Below are 17,585 nucleotides of genomic sequence, written 5' to 3'. Positions count from 1 at the left end.
GTCGCAATTGCGAAAATCACCAATACAACAAACAAAAAATCCTTTTAGGTGATTTTGAGGGCGCTGGCGTAGGCCAGCTCAGGCTTGTTGTATGGCAGCGTCACCTGCAGGCCCTCGCCGGTCTGGCGGAAGGCCAGCGCCTGCCCCGTGCCCACCAGTTCCACGCGCGCGACGCGGCGCGCCAGGTGCGGGCTGCCGCTGGCCATGGCCTGGATGGCAAGCTTGCCGCTTTCCGGCCAGCCCATGACAAAGGCGTATACCGCCTCGCCCTTGGCGGTGAAGCGGATGTCCGCCGCCGAAAACGGCTTGCCCTTGCCCTCGTTGAAACCGGCGCCAGACAGCGGCGTGGCCGCCTCCGACGCCACCGGCCCTTCGCCGAACACCGCCCACGGCCGGGTGTCGTAGATGCCTTCGCCGTTGACGGCTATCCAGCGGCCGATCTCCTCGACGATGGCGTGCTCCTGCTCGTCTATGGTGCCGTTGCCGCGCACCGGCACGCTGAGCAGCAAGTTGCCGTTCTTGCTGACCACGTCGATCAGCGTATGCACCACCGTCTGCGCGCTCTTGTAGGCCTTGTTGTCGTACACGCGCCGGTCGTAGTGCCAGCTGCCGATACAGGTGCAGGTCTGCCACGGCAGCTCTTCAATCTTATTGCTTTGGCCACGCTCGATGTCCAGCACCATGCTGCGGCGCTGCTGCGGATTGAGGATCTTGCCGTTGACGACGGCCTCGAGCTTGCCCTTGCGCGCGATGCTGCGGTTGTACATGTGCGCCGCCAAGCGCAGGCCGGCGTTGCTGAATGGCCACAACGGCAGCACGGTATCGTCGTAGTACACCAGGTCCGGGTCGTAGGAATCGATCAGGTCGCGCGTGCGGTTGAAGAATTTGTCGTTGTAGGCCTGGTCTGGAATGGCGGCGCCGCCGCCCCAGTGCCACTGTTCGTGCTGCACGCCGCCGTCGCCGCCCGATTTGCTCAGCGCGTGGTTTTGCCCGTACAGCGCCTGCGGGTCCTTGCCTTCCCACCACTGGCCCTTGCCGTCGGCCCGGGTGAGCTTGCCGTCGTAGGGGATGCCGGCGTACGCGCCGCTCTTGTCGGCGCCTTGCGCCGTCTCGTACCAGGTCCACGCGTGCGCCGCGTGCACGCTCACGCCGAAGCGCAGGCCGTTGGCGCGCGCGGCCTTGCTCCAGCCGCCGATCAAGTCCTTGCGCGGCCCCATGCTGGTGGAATTCCACTGCGGCTGATGGCGGCTGTTGTACAGGTCGAAGTTGTCGTGATGGTTGGCCAGCGCCACGAAGTATTTGGCGCCGGCCTGCTTGTAGAACGCCACCAGGCTGTCCGGATCCCACTGCTCTGCTTTCCACTGACGGATGACGTCCTTGAAGCCGAACCTGGACGGGTGGCCGTACTTTTGCACGTGGTAGCGGTAGGCGTCGCTGCCCTCCTCGTACATGAGGCGTCCGTACCAGTCGCCGAACTCCGGCTCGCACTGCGGGCCCCAGTGCGCCCAGATGCCGAATTTGGCGTTGCGGAACCAGTCCGGGGTCTGGTACTTCTCCAGCGAATTCCAGTCCGGCGAAAACGGACCGGCGGCAATGGCGCCGGGCGGCGTTTGCGCCAGCGCGTCGGCGGCGCGCGCCACGCCGGACAAGGCCACGGCGGGTATGGCCGCCCCCATGTGTTTCAACAAGTCCCTGCGTTTCATGGTCTCTCCGCTTATTTCATGGATGCCGCTTGGCGTCCCAGCACGCTGCGCAGGTAGGCATCGTGGCTGGGCATGGACGCCACGGTGGCGGCGATGCTGTCGCGCCGCTGGCGCAGGCCCTGCATCGCCGCGTCTGGCGCCATGTCGCGCAGCGCCGGGTCGGCGCGCTCGGGCCAGTGCCCCATGCCCGCGTGGATCGCCAGCCAGCTGGTGGCGTCGAAACCTTCGTCGGCGTACTGGTGCAGCGCGCCCGCCTGGCGCCAGGCGTGGATCTTGAAGGCCAGCGTGTCGGGCAGCTCCATCGCCATCATCGAGCGCCACAGCTTGCTGTCGCGGCGCGCCGTCAGGCAGTAGTGCAGGATGATGAAGTCGCGCACGCGCGCGAACTGGCGCACCATGGATTCGTTGTAGCCGGCCACCGCCTCCCCGCTCGGAACGGCGCCCGGCAGCAGCAGCTCGATCAGGCGCCCCAGGCCGCTCTGGACCAAGAAGATGCTGGTCGATTCCAGCGGTTCCAGGAAGCCGGAGGACAGGCCCAGCGCCACCACGTTGTGCACCCAGAAGCGCTCGCGGTGGCCGGTGGTGAAGCGCAGCAGGCGCGGCTCGGCCAGCGCCGGCCCGTCCAGCTGCTGCAGCAATTGCTCGCGCGCCCTGTCCTCGTCGATATAGCTGCTGGCGAACACGTGGCCATGGCCGGTGCGGTTGCTCAGCGGAATACGCCACGCCCAGCCCGCTTCCAGCGCGGTGGCGCGCGTGTAGGGCGCCAGTTCGCTCCCGGTCCGCTCGGTGGGACAGGCCCAGGCCCGGTCCACCGGCAGCCAGTGGCTGAAATCGACGAAAGGCTCGTCCAAGGTGCGGCCCAGCAGCAGTGAAGCGAAGCCGGAGCAGTCGACAAAGAAGTCGCCCGCCACCATGCGGCCGTCGGCCAGCTTGAGCTGTTTCACGCCGCCGTCGGGGCGGCGATCCACATTGACGATGCGGCCCTCGGTGCGGCGCACGCCACGCTGCAGCGCCAGCTTACGCAGGAAACCGGCATACAGCACGGCGTCGAAGTGGTAGGCGTAATTGAAGAATTGTTCCTGTCCCGGCGGCGCCCAGAAGCGCCCCTGGCTGGCCATCGCGCTGGGCAGGCACAGTTCGCCCAGCGTGGCCGGACTGGCTTCGCCCAGCCGGCGATGCTGTCCCCACAGGGCCTGCGATCCGGTCAAGGCGCCGATGTCGCCGAAGCCATGGAAGTAGCGCTCGCCCTGCACGCGCCAGTCGCAGAATTCGATGCCCAGCTTGTAAGTGCCGTTGGTGGCGCGCAGGAACTCGGCTTCGTCGATGCCGAGGATTTTATGAAAGGCGCGGATGGAAGGAAAGGTCGCCTCGCCCACGCCGACGATGCCGATTTCTTCCGACTCGACCAGTTCCACCGTGCTGCCCGGCAGCGCGGTCGCCAGCGCCGTCGCTGCCATCCACCCGGCCGCGCCGCCGCCAACGACGACGATGCGCTTATAGGCGCTATTGTGTGCCGCATCCATATTCCCCCCTGCAGTCGCTTCATGACAGGTCATTGTGCAAGCGCCCCTCGCAAGCGGCAATTGTGAAAATCGTTAAACCGCCCAACAAAATCAGCTAAGCACCACGCCGGTAATTGCCGCGCGGCGCCCGGGCGCGGACAATGGCCGCGACATCACTAAGAAGAGTTCAGAATGCGGAAATCGGGACGGATATGGCTGTGGATTTTGCAGGCGGCGCTGCTGGTGCCGTGCGCGGCGCCGGCGGCGGAACAGGACCAGTCGCGGGGCCAGACCCGGACCCAGACGCGGGCCCATGCACAAGCCCAGGTACGAGGCCATGCGCAGGCGCGCGCCATCATGCCACTCGACGCGGGCTGGCAGTTTCAGCGGGCGGACAGGCCAGAGTGGCAGACTGTCGCCCTGCCCCACAGTTTCGATACCGTGGACAGCGCCAGCCCGCATCCCTACCGGGGCAAAGCCCTGTACCGGCGCGCGCTGGACTTGCCGGTTCGGCAAGCCGGCCAGCCGGGCCAGCGCCACTATCTCGAGTTTGACGGCGCCATGCTGGTGACCGAAGTCCGCGTCAACGGCCAGCCGGCAGGCCGCCATGCCGGCGGCTTCGCGCGCTTCCGCTTCGACATCACGCCCCTGTTGAAGGACGGGCGCAACGATGTCGAGGTCAGCGTCGACAACACACCCGACAGCGACGTGGCGCCGCTGGGCGGCGACTACACCATGTTCGGCGGCCTGTACCGGCAAGTACGCATGGTCAGCACCGGCGACGTGCACTTCGACATGCTGGACTACGGCGGCCCCGGCGTCTACTTCAAGGCCGGCGGCGTGTCGGCGCAACGCGCATCGCTGGCGTGGAGCGCCCGCGTGGCGAACGACCGCGCCAGCGCCGTGCGCGCCATCGTCACCACGCGCCTGCGGGACGCCGCGCAGCGTGTGGTCGCCACGGCGCACAGGACGGTCAACCTGCCGCCGCGCAGCGTGACCGCCGTTGCACTGGACAGCGCGCTGACCTCTCCCCGCCTTTGGCAGGGCGCGCGCGATCCCTATCTGTACACCAGCGAGGCCGAACTGCGCATCGCCGGCGCCCAGCCCGGCGTGCGGGACCAGGTGTCGTTCCAGGCCGGCATCCGCGACATCCGGCTGGATCCGGCACGAGGCCTGCTGCTGAACGGCGCCCGCTACTCCGTGCATGGCGTGAACGTGCACCAGACTTCGCTGCCCGGCAAGGGCCCCGCCGTGACGGACGCCGACATCGACGCCGACTACCGCATCCTGGCGGAGCTGGGCGTGACCGGCCTGCGCTACGCCCACTACCAGCATCCCCAGCACGCCTACGACCTGGCCGACCGCAACGGCTGGCTGGTGTGGACCGAAGTGCCGCTGACCGCGGCGGTTGCCGGCACGGCAGCGTTCCAGCAGAACAGCGTGCTGCAACTGCGCGAACTGATACGCCAGAACAGCAACCATCCATCCGTCATGGCCTGGGGCTTGGGCAACGAGATCTACAAGGTCGACGAGGCCAGCGCGCGCGTACTCGCGCTGCTGCACCGCATGGCGCGCAAAGAGGACGACAGCCGGCCGACCGCTTACGCCAATTGCTGCGCCCCGATCGACGGCCCGCAAGCCTCGCACACGGACGCGGTCGGCTCGAATGTGTATTTCGGCTGGTACGACAGCGAGTTTTCCGCCCTCGGCCCCTTCCTGGACGGGAACCGCGCGCGCCTGCCTTCCACGCCGCAGTCGGTCAGCGAATACGGCGCCGGCGGCAGCGCGCTGCAGCAGGAAGACCCGCCGCGCCGCCCCAAGCCGGACGGACGCTGGCATCCGGAGCAGTACCAGGCCCTGTACCACGAAGCGGCCTGGCGCCAGCTGGCGGCGCGGCCCTGGCTGTGGGCGAACTTCATCTGGCTGGGTTTCGATTTCCCGTCCGCCGGCCGCAATGAAGGCGACAGCCCGGGCTTCAACGACAAGGGCCTGGTCAGCTTCGACCGCCGCGTGAAAAAGGATGCGTATTTCTGGTACCAGGCCAACTGGACGAGCCAGCCCATGGCCTACATCACGTCACGCCGCCATACGCAGCGCCAGGCGACCGAGGTGCAGGTGAAGGTGTACAGCAACCAGCCCAGCGCCAGCCTGCGCGTCAACGGCGTGGAGCTCGGCACGCAGGCCGTGGCCGGTCGCATCGCGACCTGGCAGCTGCGGCTGGCCGAGGGCAGCAACCGTATCGAGGTCACGGCGGGCGCCGCCACCGACACGGTGGAATGGCACTGCACGGCGGCGCCAGAGCCGGCAGTACAGGCGGTGCCGGCAGTGCAGGCAGCGCTGGATGCGCAGGCTGCGCAGGCTGCCCGGGCAGCCCGGGCACCAGGCGCGGCTGTGCCGCTACCGGCAAACCGGTAAGCCAATAAGCCCTCAGTCGCGGAACAGATGCGCGAAGGTGCGGCTGACCGGCAGTCTTTCGGCGCAGCCGTGCACCTGCACTTCCAGGCGCTCGGCGTCGACCCGCTCCACCGACGCCACCGCCTTGACGTTGACGACGGTGCCGCGGTGGATCTGCCAGAAGCGTTCCGGGTCCAGCCCGCCCAGCAAGTCCTTCAGTGCTATCCTGACCAGCGCCTCGGAGCCGTTCAGCACCACGCGCGTGTACTTGGCGTCGGCTTGGAAGAACAGCACGTCCTGCACGTCGATCAGCCGGATCTGCCTGCCGACCGTGGCCTTGATCCACTTCAGGCGTTCGCTGGCCTGGGCCGGCAGCATGGCTTTCAGGCGCTGCAGCAGTTCGCCCAGGTCGGGCGACGGCGCGCTCAGCTTGCCGCGCAGCCGCGCCAGCGCACGCGCCAGGCGGTCGGCCTGCACCGGCTTGAGCAGGTAGTCGACCGCCCCGGCGTCGAAGGCGTCGACCGCGTACTGGTCGTAGGCGGTAACAAAAACGATATGGGCCGCGCTGCCGATGCGCTCGGCCACCTCCAGGCCGGACAGGCCGGGCATGCGGATGTCGAGGAAAACCACGTCCGGCTCGTACTCCAGGAAACCGTCCCAGGCGTCGTTGCCATTCTCCGCCACCAGCACCAGCCGGGCTTCGGGCCAGGCTTCCCGCAGCATGCCGCACAGGCGTTCGCGCATCAGCGGTTCGTCTTCCGCGATCAGAATCTTCGTGCTCATGCATCCTTCCCGGCCGGCAGGACGATGTCGGCCACCACGCCGCCCTCGTCCCCGTCATTCAATACCAGGCTGGCCGCGCCGCCGTAGCTCAATTGCAGGCGTTTGCGGATATTGTCCAGTCCTGCGCCGGCGCCCGGCACGGCGCTCATGCCCACACCGCTGTCCCGCACCCGGATACGCACCATACCGTCGACCCGCCGTGCGCTCACGTCGATCGCACCGCCGCGCAAAGAAGGTTCGATGCCGTGCTTGATCGCGTTTTCCACCAGTGTCAGCAGCATCATGCCGGGCACGCTGGTGCCGATGAGTTCTTCGGGCAGCTCCAGGCTGTAGCGCAAGCGTGGCCCCATGCGGGTTTGCATGACTTTCAGATAGGCGTCGACGATCTCGAAATCGGCGCGCAAGGTGGCGCGTTCGCTGCGCATGCCGGCCCAGCTGGCGCGCAGGAAATCGATCAGGTTGGCGGTCAGCGCTGCCGCCTGCGGCGCGCCCTGCTCGGCCAACTGCTGCACCGCGCCCAGCGTGTTGAACAGGAAGTGCGGCTCGATCTGCGCGCGCAGCAATCGCAGCTGCGATTCGCTCAGTTCCCGCGCCGCCCGCTCCCGTTCGCCGTCCAGCGCCAGCTTGGCGGTCAGCGTCTCGAACTGCCGGTTGCGCACCAGGCCGACCAGCGCAAACGGCACCGCGACCAGCGCCGCCACGCCAAGGCAAACCGCCAGCTCCGTCGGTCCGTTGGTCGCCAGCGCCTGCTGCAGGGAGTCGCCGTGCCGGCGCGCGCCGGTCCAGACCACCACCAGGGCCGCGAAAACCGACCAGCCCACCAGTTTCAGGCCGATCCGCATGCTGTTGCCGGCCAGCCTGCGGTAGTTGAACCAGACTCCAAAGCTCGACACCATCAGCACGATACCGATGGCATTGGCCACGGCGACGCAGCGCAACACGCCCAGGTTCGGAAAAACCACGCATGCGGCCAGCCCGGCCAGCGTAAACAGCAGCAGCAGGCGCCCGACGGCGGCATAGACCCGCCAGCCGCGGTACTTCAGCGTGAAGTCGCGCAGCTGCTGGCGTTCGATGAACGACAGCTCGGCCATTTTGACGGCGCAATAACGCCGGTAGCCGGGCGCCACAGTCTCCGCCAGCTCCGGGCGCTCCAGCACCCGTATCTGCTCCTCTTCCCAGTCCCTATACCAGTTCGCCAGCCTGTTCCACATACCGCCCTCCCGTGCTTGTCATGAAGAAAACCATGGACGCAGTGTAAGGCAGGCATGCTCCGGGGGAAACGTCCAGGCGACGAAGCACGAAAAACGGGGCATCAACGACGAAGGCGCTACCTGGCCACCGGCTCCAGCGTGACCAGCACGACGTCATTGCTGCGCATCGGCACGGTGACATCGAAGGAACCGGTCTTGCCGACCGTGACCACGCGGTCCGACTCGGGCGCGTCGCCGGTCAGCGCGTGCAGTTGCTCGACCTGCGCCGGCGTCAACGCGTTTGGCGCCCCCATCTCGATGTAGGCCGTGTAGGCGTCGTTGGCCTTGAAGCCGGTGCGGCGCACCTGCAGGCGGTACTTGCCCGCCCTGGCATGGCGGAACTGCACCGCGACCGGCGCCGAGGCCGTGGCAGGCTGCACACGGCCGTAGAAAGAGCGGTTGCTGACCTTCTGGTCCGGCTGCTGGAAGTCCCACACCACCGCGCGCAGCGCCTTGCCGTCGCTTGCCGCCATCACTTGCGCATCCTGCACGGGAATCTCCTTGCCGCTCAGGGCATGCAGATACTTATAGGCGAAGTAAGCGCTCTTGCGTATGCCCTGCGGGTTCATCAGGCCGAAACCGCCCTCGAAGGGCTTGCTCGGCGGGCCCGGCTCCTCGAACAGGTCCGTATAGGTCCAGTAGCTCATGCCCTGCGCCAGGCCTTTGCTGCCTTGCAGCTTGCTCAGGATGTAGGGCGCGCTGATATAGGAATCGTGCACCAGGTCGCGCGGCGTGTAGCTGGTGCTCCACTCGGTGAAGTACAGCGGCAGCTTGGGCGATTTGGAAGCGCTGATCTGCTCGCGCACGCGGCGCACGTCGCCCACGACGGCGTCCGGCGACGGCGACAGCTTGGTGTCGTCCACGCCCTTCTCGTCCAGGAAGCCGCTCTCCACGCCGTAGGTGTGGGTGGTGACGAAATCGACCGCCGCGCCGCTCTTGTCCATGTAGTCGAGGAACTCGGGCACCCAGGCTGCGCCCGCGGTGGACGGGCCGCCCACGCGCAGCGCCGGGTCGATGGCCTTGATGGTCTTGGACGTCAGGTCGTACAGCTCGAAATAGGCCTTCTGGTCCGCCTTCTCCCAGAAGCCGTCCAGATTGGGCTCGTTCCAGACTTCGAAGAACCAGCTCCGGACCTCTTCCTTGCCGTAGCGCTGCTCGATGTGGTGGACGAATGCCCCGATCAAATCCTTCCAGCCGGCGTGCTCCGGATGCGAAGTGTTGCCTTCCCAGTAGAAAATCTTGTTGTTCGACGTGGCCAGCGCCTTGGGCGTGAAGCCCAGTTCGACGAAAGGCTTGATGTTGCGCGCCAGGAGTTTGTCGTACAGCTCGTCGAGCCGGGTCCAGTCGTACACCAGCTTGCCGTTCTCCTTGCGCACCGTCTGCAGCACGTCGTGGAAGACGGCGTGGAAGCGGATGTAGCGGAAGCCGGTTTCGTCGGTGAGCGTTTTCAGCTGTGCCATGCTGTCGTCGCGTATCAGCGTACCCGGATAGTCGGAACCGACGGACAGGTCGAAAAAACGGTCCAGCGGCACCGAGGCCCTGGACGCATCCACCGTTACCTGGCGCGGCGGCCCGCCGGCGGACGCAGGCGCAGCCCCCGCCGTGATGGAAAATGCGGCGCCGAGAACGGCGAGGCAAATGCGTTGCACGTGTTTCATTTCTTCGGAATCCCTATGTCTCTCTGGTGGAGCCGATGCTATCACCATCGTTTTGCAGCAGGAACGGCAGAGACGGCGCTTACGGCAAATCATTCACAGCGTCGGTGATTTTCATAATTGCCGGGCTATAGCGAGTCTGTGAAGATGGAACGCTCGATGATTTGCTCAACATTTTGAAGGATGGACCCATGCGTTCATGGATGATGGCCTTGTTGTTTTTGGCGGCGAATGTGGCGGCAACTGGCGCGCGGGCTCAACCCGGCGTCGTTCCGCTGTGGCCCGAAGGCCAGCCCAGGACGGGCGCGCCAGCCGTGCCGCCGGCCGGGCCGGAGCGTCTCGATGGCGAACGCATCAGCAACGTCAGCGAGCCGACGCTGACGGTCTACCCAGCCGCCTACGACCGGCCCGCCAACACCGCCGTCATCATCTGCCCCGGCGGCGGCTACCAGTTCCTGTCCGCCACGCGCGAGGGCCAGCAGTACGCGCAGTGGCTGTCCAGCCTGGGCGTGACGGCCTTCGTGCTCAAGTACCGCCTGTCCGGCTACGGCCATCCCGCGCCGCTGCAGGACGTGCTGCGCGCGGTGCGCCTGGTGCGCTCGCAGGCGGCGAAATATGGCGTGGCGCCGGACCGCATCGGCGTCATGGGCAGTTCGGCCGGCGGCCATCTGGCGGCCAGCGCCGCCACCCTGTACGACCAGCCTGCCGGTCGCGCGGGCGACGCGCTCGACGCCGTCAGCGCGCGCCCGGACTTCGCCATGCTGATGTACCCGGTCATTTCGATGGAAGCGCCGGTCACCCACCAGGGCTCGCGCAGCGCCTTGCTGGGCGCTGCGCCATCGCAGCAGCTGGTGGACTTGATGTCGGTGCACAAGCAGGTCACCGCGTCGACGCCGCCGACCCTGCTGATCCACTCGCAGGACGACGGCCTGGTGCCGGTCGAGAATTCCATTCTGTTCTACCAGGCCCTGACCCGCGCCCATGTGCCGGCCGAGATGGTCCTCTTCGAGCGCGGCGGCCACGGCATGGCCATGCGCGCCGGCCAGGGCACGGCGTCGAACTGGCCCCGCCGCGCCGAAGAGTGGCTGCGCGAGCGCAAGCTGATCGCCCAATAAACACCTATCAAAACGAACGAACGCAGGAGTCACAATGAAAGTGCAATCAATGAACGCGAAATACAAGCGCAAAGCCCTGGCGGCCTCGATATCCATGATGGCCTTCGGCGCCGCAGCGCAGGCCGGCGCCGCGCCGATCACCACGCTGGACCGCAACGGCGCGTGGGTATCGGTGGAGGCCTACGGCCCGAACGTGGTCCGCGTCACCATCGCCGCCGAAAAAGCGGAGGCGCTGAAAGGCCCCGGCTACGGCATCCTGCCCGGGAACGCCGACAATGCCGGCTTCCGCCACACCGGCGGCAAGGACGGCGACAGCTTCACCTCGTCCGCGCTCAGCCTGCACGTGGCCCCGGCCCCGGCGCCGCAAGTGCCCACCATGGCGCAAAAATACTTCGCGCCGCAACTTGCGCCGGTCGCGCTGAAGGTCAAGAACGCCAAGGGCGAGACGGTGCTGGACATGACCGGCTGGGACCTGGCGCCGCAGACCGTCAACACCGAAAAGACCTACCAGGCCAGCGCCTCGTTCAGCGCGCCGGCCGACGAGCACTACTACGGCATGGGCCAGAACCAGGAGTCGACCGGCCCGCTGGACCTGCGCGGCCGCGTGCTCGACTGCAAACACTGGTATGACGCGCCGGCCGGCGAAACCGTGTGCGTACCCTTCATGGTGTCGTCCAAGGGCTACGGCATCGTGTGGGACAATCCCTCCGCGACCCGCTTCATCGCCGGCGTCAACGGCCGCACGGCGTTCCAGTCCAACGTGGGCGAGCGCGTCAGCTTCTTCGTCATCACCGGCAGCACGCCCGAGGAAATCTACTCGGGCTACGCGCGCGTGACCGGCAAGACCCCGATCCCGCCCAAGGCCGCCTTCGGCCTGATCCAGTCCAAGGCGCGCTACGACAGCCAGCAGGAAGTGCTGCGCGTGGCCAACACCTACCGCCAGAAGAAGTATCCGCTCGATGTCATGGTGGTCGACTGGTTCTACTGGACCCGCATGGGGCAGCTGGACATCGATCCGGCGCAGTTCCCGGACCCCACGGCCATGAACAAGGAACTGCACGGCCTCGGCATGCAGTCCATCATTTCGGTCTGGCCGCGCTTCGAGACCGCGGGCCGCTATTTCAACGAGCTCGACGCCAAGGGCTACCTGCTCAAGGACAAGGACGGCAAGACGGTAGACGGCCTGCCCTCCCGTTCCGACCGCACCGGCGGCCTGATCGATTCGACCAACCCGGCGGCGCGCCAGTGGTACTGGGAGCGCGTGCGCGACAACATCCTGTCGCAAGGCTTCGACTACCCGTGGCTGGACGAGACCGAGCCGGACCTGGTGCCGGACGGTTTCTTCTATTCGATCGGCACCGGCGACCGCTACCGCAATGTGTTCCCGCTGCTGCACGTCGAAGGCGTCGCCAACGGCATGCGCGCATGGAAGCCGAACAAGCGCGCGCTGATCCTGTCGCGCGCGGCCTACCTCGGCTCGCAGCGCAGCGGCGCCCTGTTCTGGTCTTCCGACATCAGCCCGTCGTGGGAAGCGCTGGCGCGGCAGATTCCGACCGGCCTGAACATGACGGCGTCCGGCATCGCCTACTGGGGCAACGACATCGGCGGCTGGCAATGGCTGCCGCAGTCCACCCAGGCCACGAAAAAACCGCTGGTCGACCCGGCCGGCGGCGAGGCCACCATAGGCCAGAACCACGACTATCCGGAACTGCTCACGCGCTGGTTCCAGTACGGCACCTTCCTGCCCACCCTGCGCCTGCACGGCGACCGCAAGCACGCGGAGATCTGGGAGTTCGGCAAGCAGGCCGAGACCATCCTGGCCGACTACGACCGCCTGCGCTACCGCCTGATACCGTACATCTACAGCCAGGCCAAAGCCACCTGGGACAGCGGCGCGCCGTTCATGCGGCCTTTGTGGATGGACTTCCCCAACGATGCGAACGTGGCCAATATCGGAACGCAGTATATGTTCGGACCGGCCTTCCTGGTCGCGCCCATCACCGAGCAGGGGCAGACGGAGAAGGACGTCTACCTGCCGGCCGGCAGCGACTGGTACAACTTCTGGACCAACGAGAAGCTCGCCGGCGGCCGCTGGGTCAAGGTCGCCGCGCCGATCGAGCAGATGCCGGTGTTCGTCAAGGCCGGCTCCGTTGTGCCCTTCGGCGCCGATGTCCAGTCGACGGCCGGCAAGCAGGCTATCGCCGAGATCCGGGTCTATCCGGGCAAGGACGGCGCGTTCGCGCTGTATGACGACGACGGCGTGTCGTACGACTACGAAAAGAACAAGGGCACGCAAGTCCGCCTGCAGTGGAATGATGCCACGGGCCGCCTGACGGTGAGCGGCGACCAGGACCTGGCGCACAAAGCGCCGGGCCTGACCAAAGTGGTCGGCAAGTGACGCGATGAGCAAGACCGACATCAAGCTGGCCGCGCGGCGCGGCCTGTTCAAGCTGGCCCTGGCCGGCGCAGGCGCCGCCGCTGCACCGTTCGCGGCGCGCGCGGCAGCCGCGGCGGGCGCGCCGGCTGCCGGCGCAGCCAACCGTGCGGCCGGCGCAGCACATCCCGCAACGGCCCCGGGGGCCGGCGCGTGCGCCGCGCCTGCTGCGCAAGCCAGACCGCCCGCCATCGCCTACGGCGTCGAAGGCCAGCGCAAGGCGGACCTCGGCAACGGCACCTTCATCAATCCCGTCATCTCCGGCGACCACCCCGACCCCACCATCCTGAAGGACGGCGACGATTACTATATGACGTTTTCGTCCTTCTTCTCCTACCCGGGCGTCGTCATCTGGCATTCCCGCGACCTGGTCAACTGGACGCCCATCTGCGCCGCGCTCAGCAAGCCGCTGGGCTCGGTGTGGGCCATGGACCTGGTCAAGCACCAGGGCCGCTATTTCATCTACATCCCCGCCAGTCCGAATGGCGAGAGCGGCATTTTCGTCATCCACGCCGACAATATCCGTGGACCGTGGAGCGATCCTGTCGACCTGAAGATCGCCGGCTGCATCGATCCCGGCCACGCCGTGGGCGAAGACGGCAAGCGCTATCTGTTCATGAACGGCGTGCGCCGCATCGCCCTGTCGGACGACGGCCTGTCCACGGCCGGGCCGCTGGAGCATGTGTACGACCCGTGGCGCTATCCTGAAGACTGGGTGGTCGAAATGTTCGCGCCCGAAGGGCCCAAACTGTTCCGGCGCGGCGCATGGTTTTACCTGGTGTCCGCCGTCGGCGGCACCTCCGGTCCGGCCACCAGCCACATGGTGACCGTGGCCCGCTCGGGCTCCATCCACGGCCCCTGGCAGAACTGCCCACACAATCCCATCGTCCGCACCCAGAGCGCGGACGAACCGTGGTGGTCGCGCGGCCACGCCACCGTGATCGAAGGTCCCGGCGGCGACTGGTGGATGGTGTACCACGGCTACGAGAACGGCTTTCGCACGCTGGGCCGGCAAACGCTGCTCGAACCCATCGAATGGACCAGCGACGGCTGGTTCCGCGCGCGCGGCGGCACGCTGTCGCAGCCCCTGGCAAAACCGAAAGGGGGACGCCCCGGCCCGGCCGGCCAGGCGCTGTCGGACGATTTTTCCTCCAACAAGTTCGGCGTGCAGTGGAGCTTCTTCAATCCGGGTCCGGATGAAGCGCGGCGCGCGCGCTACGACGGCAACAGCCTCGTCGTCCAGGGCAAGGGCACCTCCGCGGCCGACTGCTCGCCGCTGACCTGCATAGTCGGCGACCGCGACTATGAAGCCTCGGTGACGCTGGAGATCTCCGGCGGCGCGCAGGGCGGCCTGGTGCTGTATTACAGCCAGCGCGGCTTCTGCGGCATCGGCTTCAGCGAGGAGCAGATGTTCACCTACTACTGCAGCGAGGAACAAAGCTGGATGCGGGAAAAGATGCATGCCGGGACGGTGCACGTGAAGGTCACCAACCGCGGCAACAACGTCACCTTCCACTATTCGCTCGACGGCAAGCAATGGATCAAGCACCCGTGGCAAATGGAGGTGTCCGGCTTCCACCACAATGTGTTCGGCGGCTTCCTGAGCCTGAAAGTGGGCGTCTACAGCGCCGGCAAGGGTGAAGTCAGGCTGCGGCAGTTCCGCTATCGCGGCTTGCCCCCGGCCTGAAGCCGGCTTATTCCTGCAGCGACAGCCGGTAGACGGTGGTCTGCCGGTATACGCTCCCCGGCTGCAGGATTACCTGCGGCCAGGCAGCGCTGGCCAGGTTGGGACGGGCGTTGGCGTCCAGGCAGAAGCCGCCCGGCCCTGCTCCGGGGCCCAGGCCCAGTCCCATCCAGGGACGGAGGCCGGCCTGCTCCGGCGAGGCTGCGGCCCGCCTGGCGGCGCAGAACTGCACGGCCGCTTCGGTGGTGTACATCTGCAGGCAGCGCCCGGAGCCGGGATCGACCACGCGGGCCACTTCGCGCAGCGCGCCCTGCCCGCCGGCATAGTGGCTGCGCACAAAAAAACAGTGATCGAAGCCGCCTGCCAGGTGGGTCTGGCTATCCGGCCAGTCCAGACGCGGCCCGATGGGGGCAGGCTGGCGGAAGTCGAACGGCGTTCCGCCCACCGTGGCCACGCCGACCGGCTTGCGGCCGGCGTCGACCTCCACGTAATAGTCGGCGTCGATGCGCAGCATGTGGTCGCCAACATCGGTGCTGCCGCCGTTCAGGTTGAAACAGGGATAAGGCTTGGCCTCCAGCGCGGCCGGCGAACGGGCCGTGGCGTGATAGTCGACGGTCAGGCTGCCGTCGTCGCCGAGGCTGTAGTCGAGGCGGTAATCGATCCGCTGGCCGGCGCCGTCGGCGGCCGCCGTGAGCAGCATGGCCACGCCGCCGCCGGCATGACGGCCCTGCCACAGGACCGGCGTCTCGCCCGAGGAAGCGCCGGCCCGGCCGCCGGCGGGACCGCCGGCCGGGCTGGCGGAGGAGCCGAAGCCCGCGCCGCGGCCGGCCAGCAGCACATCGGCCATGCGGCCGTAGCGGTCCGGCGTGCGCCACGAGCGCAGCGCGCCGCCGCGTTCACTGATCGTCACCGCCATGTCGCCAGCGTTTTTGAGCGTGAACAAGCGGTAGTCGTCCGGCTCTGCCATGGTGCCGGGAAAGGGGATGGTCATCATTGAAATGCGGGGCTTCCTGATCGAGAACGGGCACCATGTCATTCTGCAACCCACGGCAAGGCGTATCAATTACGAAAATCACCAAGGGGCGGAACGATTCTGGCGAACCGCCCCGCAAAGGCGTTTACGCGGCGCCGTCTTGGGCAATAATGCGAGCGCGGCGGGTGGAAACAGGCGCAAACGGTACACCAAAAAGCCCGGGAAGCGACCTGATCCATACGCAAACGATATAGCTCCGAGCAAAAGTCATATTAGAAATCGCAGCCGCATGTCGTTAAGATTTCCAATTTACGATTCAACAATATGGGGTCGGCGCCCAGCACGGCTCCCTCCTAGAGACAACCTTTTCACCGTGAGCATTTGATGAGCACCTTTTCGACCGTCGACCTGATCGTCTTCCTGTTCTACTTTGTCCTTGTGGCCGGCTACGGCATCTGGGTCTACCGGCGCAAGCAAGCCGGCTCCGGCTCGGCTTCGCATGACTACTTCCTGGCCGAAGGCTCGCTGAGCTGGTGGGCCATCGGCGCGTCGCTGATCGCGTCCAACATCTCCGCCGAGCAGTTCATCGGCATGAGCGGCTCCGGCTACAAAATCGGCATGGCCATCGCCGTCTACGAGCTGATGGCAGCGGCCACACTGGTCATCGTGGCCGTGTTCTTCATGCCGGTCTACCTGAAGAACCGCATCTACACGATGCCGCAGTTCCTGGAGCAGCGCTACGGCAAGGCCGTGGCCACCACGATGGCGCTGTTCTGGCTCGGCCTGTACGTGGTGGTCAACCTGACCTCCATCCTGTACCTGGGCGCGCTGGCCATCAGCAGCCTGTCGGGCATCGGCCTGCTGCCTTGCATGCTGTTCCTGGCCGTGTTCGCCGCCATCATCACCCTGGGCGGCATGAAAGTGATCGGCTACACCGACGTGGTGCAGGTAACCTGCCTGGTGATCGGCGGCCTGGTAACCACCTGGCTCGCGCTGGACATGGTGGCCGCACTGGCCAGCAAGCACGGCGCAGTGGCCGGCTTCTCCGAACTGTTCGTGCGCGCCGGCGGTCACTTCGACATGGTGCTCAAGCGCGACAATCCGAACTATATGGACCTGCCGGGCCTGTCCGTTCTGCTGGGCGGCATGTGGATCGTCAACCTGAACTACTGGGGTTGCAACCAGTACATCACGCAGCGCGCGCTGGGCGCCGACCTGCCTACCGCACGCAAGGGCCTGCTGTTCGCAGCCTTCCTGAAGCTGCTGATGCCTGTCATCGTCGTGCTGCCTGGTATCGCCGCGTATGTGCTGGACAAGTCCGGCGCGCTGGGCAACTCCATGATGCAGAACGGCGAAGTCAACCCCGACCGCGCCTACCCTATCCTGCTGAACCTGCTGCCATCGGGCCTGAAGGGCATCGCCTTCGCCGCGCTGACCGCCGCCGTGGTCGCATCGCTGGCTGGCAAGGCCAACAGCATCGCCACCATCTTCACGCTCGACCTGTACAAGAAGAACTTCAACAAGGAAGCCAGCGAACAGCGCATGGTATGGATCGGCCGCGTCAGCGTGGTGGTCGCCATGGCACTGGCCGTGTTCATCGCCCCTATGCTGGGCATCGATAAAAAAGGCGGCTTCCAGTACATCCAGGAATACACCGGCTTCGTCTCGCCCGGCATCCTGGCCATGTTCCTGATGGGCTTCTTCTGGAAGAAAACCACCGCCGGCGCGGCCATGTTCGCCACCCTGGGCGGCCTGGCCGGCTCCATCCTGCTCAAGTTCCTGCCTGGCATGACGGACCTGTCCTTCCTGATCCCGATCGGCTTCGCCAAGCTGACCGACGCCGGCGTGGCGGAAATTCCTTTCCTGGACCGCATGTTCATCGTCTTCTTCGTCGTTGTCGCCGGCATGGTGCTGATCAGCAAAATGGCCGAAGCCAAGCGCGAAGGCGCGACCAAGCATATGCATATCGACACCTCGATGTTCCGCGTGGACGGCGCTTTCGCGCTGGGCTCGGCGGTCATCGGCGTGGCGCTGGCGGCTGTCTACAGCGGCTGGTGGTAATCAAGGGGCGCGGACACGGCGGCCGGCAAGC

General features: G+C 66.6%; 11 protein-coding genes. 5 read left to right on the top strand and 6 right to left on the bottom strand.

Features of this window, described 5'->3' with window-relative positions; genetic code table 11:
• Nucleotides 1-44 precede the first annotated feature (44 nt).
• Entirely contained in the window at nucleotides 45-1,703 is a 1,659-nt protein-coding gene (locus ACSQ8Y_RS05065; RefSeq protein ID WP_436265364.1) for an alpha-L-fucosidase, read from the bottom strand.
• Between the two features lie 11 nt (nucleotides 1,704-1,714).
• Nucleotides 1,715-3,226, bottom strand: coding sequence for a tryptophan halogenase family protein (locus tag ACSQ8Y_RS05060; protein ID WP_436265363.1), 1,512 nt, complete (start codon nucleotides 3,224-3,226; stop codon nucleotides 1,715-1,717).
• Nucleotides 3,227-3,397: 171 nt separating this feature from the next.
• Here ACSQ8Y_RS05060 and ACSQ8Y_RS05055 point away from each other — a divergent pair, with 171 nt between their 5' ends.
• Nucleotides 3,398-5,620, top strand: coding sequence for a glycoside hydrolase family 2 TIM barrel-domain containing protein (locus ACSQ8Y_RS05055; RefSeq protein WP_436265362.1), 2,223 nt, complete (start codon nucleotides 3,398-3,400; stop codon nucleotides 5,618-5,620).
• Between the two features lie 12 nt (nucleotides 5,621-5,632).
• On the opposite strand, the gene ACSQ8Y_RS05050 is transcribed toward ACSQ8Y_RS05055, so the two are convergent.
• The 3 genes from ACSQ8Y_RS05050 to ACSQ8Y_RS05040 form a co-directional block, all read right to left on the bottom strand.
• Nucleotides 5,633-6,382 carry a LytR/AlgR family response regulator transcription factor gene (locus ACSQ8Y_RS05050; protein WP_436265361.1) on the bottom strand — a complete coding sequence of 250 codons (750 nt, stop codon included), beginning with the start codon at nucleotides 6,380-6,382 and terminating at the stop codon, nucleotides 5,633-5,635.
• Complete coding sequence (locus ACSQ8Y_RS05045) at nucleotides 6,379-7,593, bottom strand: sensor histidine kinase (protein ID WP_436265360.1); 1,215 nt, start codon at nucleotides 7,591-7,593, stop codon at nucleotides 6,379-6,381. The genes ACSQ8Y_RS05050 and ACSQ8Y_RS05045 overlap by 4 nt, the downstream gene beginning before the upstream one ends.
• Nucleotides 7,594-7,709: 116 nt before the next feature.
• A complete protein-coding gene (locus ACSQ8Y_RS05040) occupies nucleotides 7,710-9,290 on the bottom strand; it encodes a GH39 family glycosyl hydrolase (RefSeq protein WP_436265359.1) in 1,581 nt (526 codons plus the stop codon).
• 188 nt (nucleotides 9,291-9,478) lie between these two features.
• Between ACSQ8Y_RS05040 and ACSQ8Y_RS05035 the strand changes: the two genes are divergently transcribed.
• From ACSQ8Y_RS05035 to ACSQ8Y_RS05025, 3 genes are read left to right on the top strand one after another with little or no spacing between them, the layout of a single operon-like run.
• On the top strand, nucleotides 9,479-10,402 hold the full coding sequence (locus ACSQ8Y_RS05035) for an alpha/beta hydrolase (RefSeq protein ID WP_436265358.1): 924 nt from the start codon (nucleotides 9,479-9,481) through the stop codon (nucleotides 10,400-10,402).
• 34 nt (nucleotides 10,403-10,436) lie between these two features.
• A complete protein-coding gene (locus ACSQ8Y_RS05030) occupies nucleotides 10,437-12,800 on the top strand; it encodes a TIM-barrel domain-containing protein (RefSeq protein ID WP_436265357.1) in 2,364 nt (787 codons plus the stop codon).
• A 4-nt stretch (nucleotides 12,801-12,804) separates the two neighbouring features.
• A complete protein-coding gene (locus ACSQ8Y_RS05025) occupies nucleotides 12,805-14,523 on the top strand; it encodes a family 43 glycosylhydrolase (RefSeq protein WP_436265356.1) in 1,719 nt (572 codons plus the stop codon).
• 7 nt (nucleotides 14,524-14,530) lie between these two features.
• On the opposite strand, the gene ACSQ8Y_RS05020 is transcribed toward ACSQ8Y_RS05025, so the two are convergent.
• Nucleotides 14,531-15,514 (bottom strand): galactose-1-epimerase, encoded by a 984-nt coding sequence (locus ACSQ8Y_RS05020; protein WP_436265355.1) that lies wholly within the window; start codon nucleotides 15,512-15,514, stop codon nucleotides 14,531-14,533.
• A 363-nt stretch (nucleotides 15,515-15,877) separates the two neighbouring features.
• Between ACSQ8Y_RS05020 and ACSQ8Y_RS05015 the strand changes: the two genes are divergently transcribed.
• Complete coding sequence (locus ACSQ8Y_RS05015) at nucleotides 15,878-17,554, top strand: sodium:solute symporter family transporter (protein WP_436265354.1); 1,677 nt, start codon at nucleotides 15,878-15,880, stop codon at nucleotides 17,552-17,554.
• Nucleotides 17,555-17,585: the final 31 nt, after the last annotated feature.

Source organism: Pseudoduganella sp. LjRoot289, from assembly GCF_964252925.1.
Lineage (GTDB): Bacteria > Pseudomonadota > Gammaproteobacteria > Burkholderiales > Burkholderiaceae_D > Rugamonas.
Note: the sequence above shows the minus strand (reverse complement) of the source record. Positions and strands in the feature narration are given on the sequence as shown.